Origin of the sequence: Methylosinus sp. RM1, from assembly GCF_011378635.1 — a bacterium.
GTDB lineage: Bacteria > Pseudomonadota > Alphaproteobacteria > Rhizobiales > Beijerinckiaceae > Methylosinus > Methylosinus sporium.
In genome coordinates, this window is record NZ_WOVC01000059.1 from 1 (window position 1) to 11,948 (window position 11,948).

Consider the following 11,948-nt stretch of genomic DNA (forward strand, 5'->3'; position numbering starts at 1 on the left):
AGCAAAACCGCAACAAACATCACGTCGAGGCCGACTGGCAATTCACCACCAGAGACGCTCGCCTCAAGCTGAAATCCCTATACCCGCAGTTCCAATGACTCGGGCCACTAGAATAGCCGTGTCGGCATTCGAGCATCGGCTCATATGATCATCGGCGCGTCGAAATCGACAGCTGGCTTGGCTCCGACATGCTCCACGCGGCGGCGCCAGTTGCTGCCGAGAAAATAGAAGCGAAGACTATCCTTGTCCGGATCGATCTCGCCGATCAAACGAGCCCGCAGCATCGCCCATTGCGCCGGATCGACCTCGCATTCGAAGACAGAGAACTGCACACGTTGGCCGACATCTCGGCAGGCTTTGGCGATTCGCCTCAGCCGCCTGCGGCCCGCCGCTGTCACCGTTTCGACATCGTAGCTGACGAGCACCATCATACCGGTCTCGCTCCTATTTCCAGATCATCGGCGGATAGCCTTCGAGATCGCCGCGCACAGCCTTGGCCAGCAGCTGCGCCTGAATGTGCGGCAGCAGACCGATGGCGAGCTTCTCCTTCAGAAAAGGATGCTCGATGTCCTCGCGCTTGCGCTCCTGAAACGTCGTCAGCACTTGCTTGCGCGCGTCGTCGCCGAGGAGCACGGCGCCGTTTTCGAATCGACGGAAATCCTTGACCCCGATCTCGCCGCGATTGATCAGGGTCAACGCCAGCCGATCGGCCAGATGGGGGCGCAGCTCCTCCATCAGATCCAGCGCCAGGCTCGGGCGTCCAGGACGCAGACGGTGCAGAAAACCGACCGCCGGATCGAGGCCGACGCGTTCGAGCGCCGATCGGCAATCGTGAACCAGCAAGGTGTAGAGAAAGGAGAGGAGCGCATTGACCGCATCGAGCGGCGGACGGCGCGAGCGTGCGCCAAATCGTAGACCCGGATCCTTGGCGCGGATCAGATGATCGAATACTCCGAAGTAGGCGCGCGCGGCTTCGCCCTCCACGCCACGCGCCTCGTCGAGCGTTTGCGGCTTCAGGCAACGACGAGACGCGTCGGCCAGATGATCGATCGCAGATTGGAGAGCGCTTCTGGCCGTCTCGTCCAAGCTGTCGCCATGATCGCGCAACCCCCGTTGCAGCACGGCGCGCTGATTGGACGCTTTGGCGATGATGATCGCCGCAGCGAAAGTCGCGCTCGCTGCCGCGTTCTCATGCGCGCGGAACTGATCGCGCCGCAACAACACATTGCCGGAGACCGGCCCTTCGACGCGGGCGAGAAAGCGGCCATGCTCGGTCAAATGCGTGATGGCGATTCCCGCTTCCATCGCCGCAGCCGTCAAGCCGACGGAAATGGTGACACGGCCGAATGGCGCAATGGCGCCGAGCTTGTGCATCGGCACACGCAGACGCTCCACGCCCTCCACTTCCACCACGACGTTCTCTCCGTCCTTGTGCACATAGGCGCCTTCGGTGGAGACATAAAGCGTGTTGAGGTAGCGGCGGTCGACCATTGCATCTCACCCCTCGATCATGTGTGCGATCCACCGCGCCACCTGACCGCCGTCCGCCGTCGCTCGTGGCGCGCATGTCTCCAGCAGCGAGCAGGCCCGGCAACGTTTGGCCTCATAGGCGGCGTGAGGAACCGAGCCGGAAAGGATCATCGCTCGTGCGGCGGCGGCGGTTTGCGCTGTCAATCGGCGCAAATCGGCGTCAAAGGCGACCGCAACTCGGCGCCGCGTCTCGCCATAGAAGAGCGCGCCTTGCGGAACCTCGACGCCGAACATTTCCTCCAGCGCGGCGCCCTGGGCGCATAGCTGAACTTCGTCCGCGCGATGCGCCTTTGGCGACCCACGCTTGTATTCTACGGGGAAGGGATGGATGCGTCCGTCCCGTTCATGTAGTTCCACGACGTCGGCGACACCAGACACACCGAGCGCGATCGAGCGGATCGGCATGGCGGTGGCTGTGCGCACGCCGCGCCGGCGCGACGCGCCCGGTTGATCGGCCTTGTCATGCAGGATGCGCCCTTCGGCGGTGAAGCGGTTCTCGCTCCAGACCTGCTCGACGTGAATCAGCGCGCATTGGCGCGGGCAATAGAGCATGTGCTGGAGCGCCGAGAGGGGGATCAGATCGGCCTCGTCCATGCCCCCTCTCCCTTCAGATGAGATCCAGCGCCTTGACGCCGACCGGCAGCGGCGCCTCGTCCAAAGTCACCGCGTAATCGGAAAAGCTCCGCGGCGGACCGTCCGAGCCGGGCGCGCGGGAAACCTTCACCCGCTCGAACAGCTTGGCGGCCGGGGCGTTGCCGAGATCGCTCTCATGCTCGAAGACGATGAGGCGGCGGGCGGTCATCTCGCCGCGCGCCGCCGAGCGGTCGTGATCGAACATCTCGCCGAGAGCGCGCCAGAACAGGGAAAGATCCTCCTCGGAAAATCCGGTGCCCTTCCTCGCGTCATTGGCCAAGCGAGCGGAGATGAAGCCGTGGGCGCGATAGAGGCCGTAGGGGACGATGTGCTTATTCCCCATCGTCCTTTCCTTATCCGCATCCCTTTCATTGGTGACGGACGAGCGCGTAATGGAAATCTCGAGCGGCGAAACCGGGTCAAGGGATTCGGCAAAAGTCAGCTGGATCGGCCCTCTGACCTGGCCGGCATTCTTGTCGGTCGACATCACTGCTCCGAATGCGCGGATATCGAAAAAATTCTCGCACATCCATCGAGTGATGCGTCTCGCGTTTTCCTCATCCTTCGGCAGCCGGGAATAATCGCCCTTTTTGTCGGGTTCGATGCCTTGCTCTGTCCACGCCTCGAGATTGGAATTGTTGAGAATCGCCTTCTCGGCCATGTAAATCCGAAAACCTGGAACATTCCCCTTTGCCAGCGCCACGAAGTTACGAACTTTTCGCTTCAGGCACACATCTGTCACCAAGCCGCGGCTGGTGTCGGGGTCGACGCGGGGCCTGTTTCCAGCGTCGGGATCTCCATTGGGATTGCCATTCACGACGTCGAAGAGGTAGACGAAATCGTATCGGTGAGTGATGGCGCTCATTGCTGCTCCTCTTCACTTTGTCGGCCTGATGCCGCGGCCGTCTGCACGCCATTCGCGCTTTCGGAATCGCGGCCGAATTTTTGCTGATAGTATCCAATGACGAATTGTCCCTGCTCTTCGAGAGGCAGTTGCTTCGGATAGGAACAGATGCCGCTCGTGAGTTCTCCGACCGATTTGAGCAGCCCGCCAGCGAGTGCGCCGGGGTTCTTCACCCATTTGGCCAAATCTCTTCCTTTGCGAATTTTGGAGAGATGATGCTGAAAATTCGCGTCGAGGGAGGGGAAAACATAGAGAGGCGTCGCCATCGCCGACGCATAGAACTTGTCGACGACACCCGAGTTCAGTTCCTCGAAGCAGGCGGCTTGAGCGCGTTCGTAGATCGCGAAAAGACGACCGAGCTTTCGCCCGTCGCTTTCGACGAAGGGGTCTGATGTCATGTCGGCCTCCTCCGAACCGAGTTGAGTTTTTTGTCTGCGGGCGCGGCGAGCGAGAACCGCCTTGACCAGCGCGACCCTAAGGCCCGTGACGACGCGGTCGCCTTTGAGCCGCTGCAAGACCGTCGACAACACGGCATAAGGATAGTCGCCGCCTGAAAGGACCGCCCGGACGAATTCCCCGCTCAAATGATCCGGCGCATCATCGAACATGATCTTGAGTCGTCCATCGCGGTCGATCCGCATGGGCGCAAGATGCCCGATGAGGGCGCGAACGTTCGGCGCCTTCCCCGCACGCCACGCGGGCGGCTCCAGCCGCAGATCCTCGAAATGCCGCGTCAGTCTTTGCGCCAATTGCCGGATCGTCGTGTCCAGCCAGAAGCGCACCGAGATGCGCGCGGCGTTGGGCGAGAGGCCGAGGACGTAGAATTTCGTCGCTGGATCGACGGAGAGGCCGGGGACCGCCCGGCCCTCGGCGATCATCGCCAGCTTTTGGAGGAGGTCACGCTCCTGCGTCTCGGCGTCTGGAGCGGGCGCGGACTCGGGGGCGCTCGTTTCGGCGGAAACGCCGAAAATCTCAGCGAAGACGTTTTCCGCGTCATAGGGCTCCTCCTCGCCTTGCGGCTCGGCCCAGAACACCACCGTCGCATCGCCGATCTGCACGCGGTTGCGGCGCTCCGCCAAAAGCCCGTTGAGCGCGGTAGTGTAGGCGAAGGCGGCATATTCGGAGACGGGGGCGTTCTCGCCCTGCTCCTTGCCGTAGGAGGTGAAGGCGGATTGATTGAAGGACACGATCGCCGCGCCCGACGACTGGGCGCCGCGCACGCCCTTGATGGAGGGATGCAGCCGCGCGACCGTCGCATCCTGCCCGGTCACAAGGCAAAGCCCGGAGGCGCCTCCGGCGCCGACCGAGCTCGCGACGATTTTTCGCGCCGCGGGTCGATTGTGAAGCCAGTCGCCGCCGTCGAGCCTGAAGACGACATTGGCGTCCAGCATGTCCGACGCGTGTGGCAACTCATCGTAGCGTTGGGGATCCCAGCCGTCGAGAAACGCGAGAAACGCCTTCAGGCCGACATCTTCCGTTTCGCCGATCGCCTTGTGCTGGCGCTGTCGGAAGGCGCCGAACTCCTCGGCGCCCGGCCTCAATCCCTTCTTCGCTGCACGCTTCGACTCCTTGGCCGGATCAGTGGCGCCGAACACATAGGACGTCTTGTCCCATAATAGATTCGCCGCGATGCCGACCGTGCGCTTGACTGGCTGCGGCACGATCATGCTCTCGGGAACGAGCTTGCCCTTCTTTAGCTCGCCGAGCGGGACCGCGTCGATGACAGAGCCATCGGCCGCCAATGTCACGCCATAGGCGATCTTCTCCGAGGAATACCCCGGCACGGGCGCCTCGCCCTTCGCCGCCATCCGCTCGTAGCGCCGGACCAGGGCCGCGAGCATGCTCATCGCTTCGCCTTCGCATCTTCCAGGCGCGGCGGCTCGATGACGCCGTCGATCATCTCGGCGCGGAAGAACACCGGGCGGGCGCCGGCTGAAAAATCGATATCGAGCAGCATGAAGCCGAGATCGCGGCTTTCGGAAATGGCCGGCGGCGGATCGCCTTCGATCAGCTCGAAATCCGCGGCGAACTCGCGCGCGCCGAGACAGGGCCGTTGAAAGCACTGGCCGGAACGGGCGCGGCGGCGGGCCATATCGATGTGCTTGGCGTCATTGTCCTCAAGCCCCCATTTGCTGGTGCGCTCGAAATGCGCCTCGATGACATAGGCCACGTCGCGCAGCACGGTGGCGGCGCGCTGCTGGCGATCCTCGTCCACCACCGTGACCAGCTCGTCGAGCCGCCCGGAGCGCATCGCCGACCGCACGCTCGATTCGGCAATCTTGGAGCCCACCTCGTTACGGCGAATGCTCTCGAAGCGGATGGGCTTCAGCACATGAATACGATCGATGATCCAGCGGATCGCCGGCTTCCAATGAATCGCCTCGACAATGCCGCGCGCCGCCGAGGGCGTCATCACATCATAGGAGACGCGCTCCACTTTCATCTCGGGCCGCGTAAAACAGGCGCGCTCGCCCCAGACATGCAGCTTCAGGCCAAAATCCGGAGTCGAATCGGTCAATGCAGCCTCCCAAAATCGAGCTCATGCTCGGCCGTGGGGGTGCGCCGCGCAATGGCGCTTCTTTTCAATCAACAGTTTTATCGCACAAGAAAATGGGCAGGAATTTGTCCCGCCCATTTTCCACATTCGAGGCATCGCTCGTTAGTGCGTTGCAATCCACGACGCAGAGCTCAACCGACTTTGTCCGACGGCTCGGCTCGACCGACCGTGACTTCGAACTCGCCTAAAAGACGCACACGCAATCTCGGTATTCTAGAGATCAACGCCCAGAGCCATTCCATGGTCGATTCTCCTTCGTCGACAATATCCAGTGTGCCGCCGGACGAGGGCCGTGTCAATGTCTAGTTTGCACTAACGAGAGATGCAATTCACACAATCAGCCTCCTCGCCTCCTCGAACGCCGGGTCCGACACGTCGAGCCCGACGTCATCGCGGTAGAGGCCCATATCCGTCAGCACGACGAACTGCTCGCCGAAGCGCTCGGGTCGGATCACTTCGGCCGCTCCGCGCTGGATCAGCCTGGCGCGGTCCCGAGGCGGCACGTTCACCAGATAGCGTTGCAGCGCCCGCGCGACGCCGCCGACCCACTCCGCATGACGAAGCGCGTCGATCTCCTTTCGCGCCGTCTCGTCCCAGCCGATCAGCAAGGGCGCCATCGCGTCGTCGATCATCTTGAACCGCCGCGCGATCGATTCCATCGGCAATTGCAACGCCCGCCCTCGTTTCGGCGCATAGGCCTGCAACAGCTTCAATATCTCGTATTCGTCGAGCGCGGCGTCTCCCTTCAGCCAGAAGAGCGCCTTGAAATAGGCCTCGATCGCGGGCGGATCGAGCAGCGAGCCTTCGAGTTCTCCGCGTTCCAGCCTGCGCCAGACCTCCTTGGTCGCCGACCAGCGCTTTTGCATTTCGGGATGGCCGTTCCCCTCTGCCGCTTCGAACACCAGAACGCGGCTCTCCGATGCGGCTCGCCGGCCCTCGCGATTGCAGCGTCCGGCCGCTTGCGCGATCTGGTCGAGCCCGGCCTCGGCGCGCAGCACGAGGGGAAAGGAAATGTCGACGCCCGCCTCGATCAGCGACGTCGAGATCACCCGCGCCGGCCGCTTATCCTTCAAATCCTGCCGGATCGCGTCGAGCGCCTCGGAGCGGTGCGCCGCGCACATCATGGTGGACAAATGCCGTGCGCCGTCCTCGCGGCGGATGAGAGCGAACAATTCGCGGGCGTGCTTGCGCGTGTTGACGATGGTCAACGCCTGACCTTGCCGCAAGATCAGCTCGATGAGCGCCGCGTCGTCCTGTCGGCCGATCGATTCGATCTCCACGCGTTTCAGAATCTGAAACAGCGGCTTCTCGTCGGCGATGATCGGCCGAACGTCGCGCAGGCCGCCGACGAAGGATTTTTCCGGCTCATCGGGCCGCTCCAACAAGGCGGGCTGGGTCGCGGTCGACAGCACGATCGTGGTTCGGTAATTGCGCGCCAGCTCGTCGATCGCCAGCACGATCGGCCTGAGCACGGGCAGAGGCAAGGTCTGCGCCTCATCGAGAATGACCACCGATCGAGCGATGTTATGCAGCTTGCGGCAGCGCGCGTTCTTGTTGTGGAAGAGGCTCTCGAAGAATTGCACCGCTGTCGTCACCACGATCGGCGCATCCCAATTCTCCTGCGCCACCTTCAGCTTGTCGCGCATTTCCGGCGCGTCGCCCTCGCGCCTGATCTTGGTGTCGTCGAAGGCGCCGTGATGCTCCAGCACGGCGCCTCTCAAATCGTCGAGCGCTTCACGATAGACCTCTGCCGTCTGCTCCACCACCGAGGTGAAGGGTATCACCACGATGACCCGGTCGAGCTGTTTCGCAATCGCGTGATCGAGCGCGAAGGCGAGCGAGGCCAGCGTCTTGCCGCCTCCGGTCGGCACAGCGAGCGTGAATATCCCCTGGCCGGATTGTGCGCTGGCGCGGGCCGAGGCGAGGATCGCGGCGCGGGCGTCGTTCAAGGGCCCGGGTTGCTCACGACGCGCCCTTTCGCTTTTCTCCGCAAGAGACGCATCGAGCCTTCGCTTCAGATCGGCGAGCGCAATGTCGACGACGCGTCGCGGGGCTTTGGTGACGAACTCCTGGGTGGCGATGAAGTCCGCATCGACAAGCGTGGAGAACGTCATGCGGGTAAAGAACGCGAGGCAAAAGGCGGTGCCCGCTTCCCCGTCTTCCTTACGCAGCCTGACCGGCGGCATGTCCGGCGGCTCCGGGCATGTCAACCCTTCGGCGGACCAGAGGGCTTTCTGCCGTTCCAGATCTCCCGTGCAGTTTTGCAGTCGCTCGTCGAGCGGCGTGATGTCGACGGCCGCCTCGCCGTCCCGCGTTCCATCCATCAAGCCGGTGTGGTGCCCGGCAATGATGGGAGCGAGGATGCCGCCGACAAAAACGCCATAAAGCTCCCGCGCCAGAGCCGCGCCCGGCCCGGCATGATCGAAGGGCGCCTTGGCCCCTCTCAACCGCGCCTGGAACCGTGGATCGACCTTGCCGAAATCGTGCAGCCAGCCGGCCTTCGCTCCATATTCCGCAGCGCCGAACTTTCTCGCCCTGGCTTCCGCCAAATCTGCTGCTCTCTGCAAATGTTGTTCGAGCGGCTCCCAGGTCGACTCGTCCAGACTGTCGCTCGAATGGGCATAAATCGGCATCGCGGCGGCTCCAAGTCGAGACCGATACCCCCCAACTTATGATAGGCTCGTCTTTCGATCTAGCCCATTCCATGAACGTCGAAGTCTCTCTCGAGCAAGCTGTCGACGGCTTTCAGGGTGGAGAGAGGTCGGCCTCGGGACAGGCGCCGGCAGGCGCCGCGTCGAGAACTCGTCTTTCGCTGGATCGCTCTATGCGGAAGCTGATATCGACGCCGAGCCTCGTCGCCTCGATGCGGACGAACACTCTTCGCTCCTTGTCTCAGGATTTGGCCCTGTAGCACGTCTCGGCATAGCCGCGAACGACGTCATTGTCATCGAGGGCACGATAAGAGGCGGCCGGCTGCTTCGACCTCCTCTGGCGCGCTCAGCGTCGATATTCGCGGACGCTCGTTGAAGCAGCGGACCAACTCCTCGAACATCGTGCCCATGGCGTGATTGTCGAGCCCCGGATGCTTCACCGAGCCGTCGCCGTTCAGGACCGGCTTGGGGCCGAGATTGATGGAGGAGTCGATTAACTTCTCGATCAACGTGCCGAGAACGTCGGCTTTCGAGAGCTTCGGCGTCTGGTTGCGGAACTCGAAGCTCTTGAGAATTTCCTGAACATTGGGCGAGAAGCCGTCGAGATAGGCTTCGAAGTCCGCCTTCAATTGCGCCTGGCTCGAGCGGTTGCGGAGATCCCGCAATGTGAAGCGCGAGGTGTTGTAGAACGCCTGTCCGGACGCCTGCCGAAGGGCGGCGTCCTGATTGGCGACGCCGGCCTTGTCGAGATTGGTTTTCATCGTCAGGACGGCCTGCTTGGTCGGCTCCAGCACGGCGTCGAGCCGGCGGAGAACCGTCATCGGCCGAATCACGTCTCGGTATTTGCCGCGGACATAGAGGTCGCGTAGCGCGTCATCGGCAATGCCCCAGATGAAGTTCGTGATCCAGTTCAGATCGCCGGTGCTCATGCCTGTCCCTTGAATGCCTGAAATCTCATCGCCGAGTCTGGTCCGCCGTCGTCATTCCTTGCTGTCGCGGTCACGAGCGTTCGTCGTTCTGAATCTCACGCCCTCTGGCGCATGAGCGCGCCTGCGAGGCCGAGCTCGCCGTCGCGATCGAGGAGGAACTCGACGCCGGTCGTCTTCCAAACCTTTCCACGCTGATCGAACGCTTCGCGCCGAAGATCGCCGCGGCGCCCAATGTGATTGGGCGCGCTCCCCGAGCTCGCCGTCTATGACGCGCTCGCTTCTTTCGAAGGAGCCGCGGCATGAAGGCGAACGACAAAGTCGACGCCGCGCGCGTCGATCTTCTTCTCTCCGAGCTGCGCCTCTCCGGCATCAAGCTCGTCTGGAGCGCGCTCGCCGCCACCGCAGACAAGGAAGGCTGGCCCGCCGCGCGCTTTCTCGCGGCGCTCGCCGAGCAGGAGCTCGCCGACAGAGGTCAGCGCCGCTTCGCCCGTCATCTCGCCGAGGCGCGTCTGCCGCTCGGAAAAACGCTCGCCGCTTTCGACTTCGACGCTGTGCCGATGATCTCGAAAGCGCAAGTCCAAGCGCTCGCGGCTGGCGACGCCTGGCTCGAAAAAGGAGCCAATTTGCTGGTTTTTGGTCCACCTGGGGTCGGAAAATCACACTTGGCGGCGGCGCTCGGCCTGGCGCTCATCGAAAACGGCTGGCGCGTTCTCTTCGCGAGAACGACGGATCTCGTCCAGAGACTGCAAGTCGCGCGACGCGACCTTACTCTCGAAGCCGCGATCGACAAGCTCGACAAATATCATTTGCTGGTCCTCGACGATCTCGCCTATGTCGCCAAGGATCAGGCCGAAACGAGCGTCCTGTTCGAGCTGATCAGCGCCCGATACGAGCGACGCTCGCTGCTCATCACGGCAAATCAGCCCTTCGGCGAATGGGGAAAAATCTTCCCAGACCAAGCCATGACGCTCGCCGCGGTCGACAGACTCGTTCATCATGCGACGATCTTCGAGATGAACGTCGACAGCTATCGACGGAAAGCCGCGCTCAAAAAAGCCGCTGGTCCAGGCCGGCCCTCGGCGCGCGCGACAATCAAAACCTCATCCTGATTGTCGCTCCGCGTCAATCAAGACGAACGTCATCAAAAATCCGCTTGCCTTATCGTCGCTCCGCGACAATCATCTCGTCACCGCGACCGAAAAATCTCATCCAGATTGTCGCGCTCTTCTCATCCAGATTGCCGCGCCATAGCCACGCGGCCGTCGATTATGCCCATGTGCTCAGGGACTTGTCCGACAAGCATTTTCCCAACGCGGCGAAGATCGTGCTGGTGCAGGACAATCTCTCGACGCACACGCCGGCTTCGCTCTACGCCGCCTTTCCCGCCACCGAGGCGCGACGCCTGGCCGAGCGCTTCGAATGGCATTACACGCCAAAGCATGGAAGCTGGCTCGACATGGCCGAATCCGAGCTCGCGGTCCTCGCGACCCAATGTCTCGATCGCCGCATCCCCGACAAGGCCACGCTCATCCGCGAGGTCGCAGCTTGGCAGCAAAACCGCAACAAACATCACGTCGAGGCCGACTGGCAATTCACCAATCCCTATACCCGCAGTTCCAATGACTCGGGCCACTAGCTGCATCACCCCCTCTTGTTTTGACGATGCGGTGCGCCCGCCGCTTTTGAAGCCAACGCACGACGCCAGTAAAGAAGATCAAAGGCCAGCTCAAGCCGAAGAGAAATACGGCTATGCGGCCGGGCCATCCGAGCACATAGCCAGAATGCAATGCCCACTGCCACGCTATGAACCCATCGCCATCACCTTTAAGGGGATCGTTTACATGAATTAAATCACCGTCGAATCGATCGACGAAAATCGTCCGGGCCCCTTCGAGCCCCCAGCCGATAGGAAATAGTTGGGTGAACACGTAAAATCCATTCTTCGGCGTCGGTAGCGCCACGGAATAGATGTGCCCCTCTGGAAATGAGCGCGCGACTGACGCGAGCGCGTCATCGAGCGACGTCGACGCGTGCTGATGCCGGTGAGGGGTCGAATGAAATTTCTCGACCTTGGCGAGGTGCGAAAATATTTCCACCACCGCGCGGAATTGGACTGGCAAATTAAAGGACAATCCCGATAAGAGAACGGCGATGGCGACTGGCAGAAGAAAGATGCCGGAGAGACGATGAATGTCATAGTTCAATCGTTCGAACTTCGCTGGCCACTTTATTATAAATGCATTGCGCCACTTGCCATTTCGCGGCCACCATAGAAAAATACCCGTGAGCGTGGACAGGCTTGCGAGCACAGCGATGATTCCAACGAATGCGTCTCCAGAACCGGGGGTCAGCAGCTGATAATGAAGCTTGAACAGGAAACCGATAAAGCTGGCGTTGAAGGTCTCGGAATCCGTGTACCACAGACGTCTTCCAGTTACCTCTGCCGAATCTCACGAATCCCCTCATTTTTTCTGACTCATTTTTGCCGCGGCGCTTCGCGAAACAAATTGTTAACGAATCGGTTTCGGGGATGGCGGGGCAATGCGGGCGACAACGCAACGGCTTGAATTCATACAGAACTACCTGACGTCCTTATTCGGCGGCGATCTGCATGCGAAGCGCGTCTGCTCCTTGGTAAGCGCCGTCGCGACCCCATTGATTCTTTGGGTTCGGAAGGATTTTCGGATGTGAGATTCTTCGGAGGGACAGCCATGTCTCTGGAAGGATCCGAAGATGAACGAGAA

The 11,948-nt window shown here is 61.8% G+C and carries 11 protein-coding genes and 1 pseudogene; 2 read left to right on the forward strand and 10 right to left on the reverse strand.

Translation table 11 applies throughout. From position 1 onward, the window contains the following. Window positions 1-140: 140 nt before the first annotated feature. The 9 genes from cas2 to FMZ75_RS19985 form a co-directional block, all read right to left on the reverse strand. Window positions 141-431 carry a CRISPR-associated endonuclease Cas2 gene (cas2, locus tag FMZ75_RS19950; protein WP_036293104.1) on the reverse strand — a complete coding sequence of 97 codons (291 nt, stop codon included), beginning with the start codon at window positions 429-431 and terminating at the stop codon, window positions 141-143. Between the two features lie 13 nt (window positions 432-444). Beyond that, complete coding sequence (gene cas1c, locus FMZ75_RS19955; protein WP_166145739.1) at window positions 445-1,491, reverse strand: type I-C CRISPR-associated endonuclease Cas1c; 1,047 nt, start codon at window positions 1,489-1,491, stop codon at window positions 445-447. 6 nt (window positions 1,492-1,497) lie between these two features. Continuing rightward, entirely contained in the window at window positions 1,498-2,124 is a 627-nt protein-coding gene (cas4, locus tag FMZ75_RS19960; protein WP_166145742.1) for a CRISPR-associated protein Cas4, read from the reverse strand. Window positions 2,125-2,137: 13 nt separating this feature from the next. Further along, a complete protein-coding gene (cas7c, locus tag FMZ75_RS19965) occupies window positions 2,138-3,028 on the reverse strand; it encodes a type I-C CRISPR-associated protein Cas7/Csd2 (protein WP_166145745.1) in 891 nt (296 codons plus the stop codon). Then, window positions 3,025-4,914: a type I-C CRISPR-associated protein Cas8c/Csd1 gene (gene cas8c, locus FMZ75_RS19970; protein ID WP_166145748.1), complete on the reverse strand. Its 1,890-nt coding sequence runs from the start codon at window positions 4,912-4,914 to the stop codon at window positions 3,025-3,027. The genes cas7c and cas8c overlap by 4 nt, the downstream gene beginning before the upstream one ends. After that, complete coding sequence (cas5c, locus tag FMZ75_RS19975; protein WP_166145752.1) at window positions 4,911-5,585, reverse strand: type I-C CRISPR-associated protein Cas5c; 675 nt, start codon at window positions 5,583-5,585, stop codon at window positions 4,911-4,913. The genes cas8c and cas5c overlap by 4 nt, the downstream gene beginning before the upstream one ends. 368 nt (window positions 5,586-5,953) lie before the next feature. Next, on the reverse strand, window positions 5,954-8,257 hold the full coding sequence (gene cas3, locus FMZ75_RS19980) for a CRISPR-associated helicase Cas3' (protein ID WP_166145755.1): 2,304 nt from the start codon (window positions 8,255-8,257) through the stop codon (window positions 5,954-5,956). Between the two features lie 112 nt (window positions 8,258-8,369). Then, window positions 8,370-8,501 carry a hypothetical protein gene (locus FMZ75_RS22015; RefSeq protein ID WP_255461851.1) on the reverse strand — a complete coding sequence of 44 codons (132 nt, stop codon included), beginning with the start codon at window positions 8,499-8,501 and terminating at the stop codon, window positions 8,370-8,372. A 67-nt stretch (window positions 8,502-8,568) separates the two neighbouring features. Next, window positions 8,569-9,204 (reverse strand): type I restriction-modification system subunit M N-terminal domain-containing protein, encoded by a 636-nt coding sequence (locus FMZ75_RS19985; protein WP_246729133.1) that lies wholly within the window; start codon window positions 9,202-9,204, stop codon window positions 8,569-8,571. A 299-nt stretch (window positions 9,205-9,503) separates the two neighbouring features. On the opposite strand from FMZ75_RS19985, the gene istB reads away from it, so the two are divergent. Further along, on the forward strand, window positions 9,504-10,313 hold the full coding sequence (istB, locus tag FMZ75_RS19990) for an IS21-like element helper ATPase IstB (RefSeq protein ID WP_166145758.1): 810 nt from the start codon (window positions 9,504-9,506) through the stop codon (window positions 10,311-10,313). Between the two features lie 167 nt (window positions 10,314-10,480). After that, window positions 10,481-10,840, forward strand: a complete 360-nt coding sequence (locus FMZ75_RS19995; RefSeq protein WP_166145761.1) for a transposase — start codon at window positions 10,481-10,483, stop codon at window positions 10,838-10,840. Here the strand turns inward: FMZ75_RS19995 and FMZ75_RS20000 are convergent. Next, window positions 10,797-11,636 (reverse strand): annotated as a pseudogene (locus FMZ75_RS20000) (PepSY-associated TM helix domain-containing protein); the annotation flags it as partial. The gene FMZ75_RS19995 and the pseudogene FMZ75_RS20000 sit on opposite strands and share 44 nt — an antisense overlap. Window positions 11,637-11,948 lie beyond the last annotated feature (312 nt).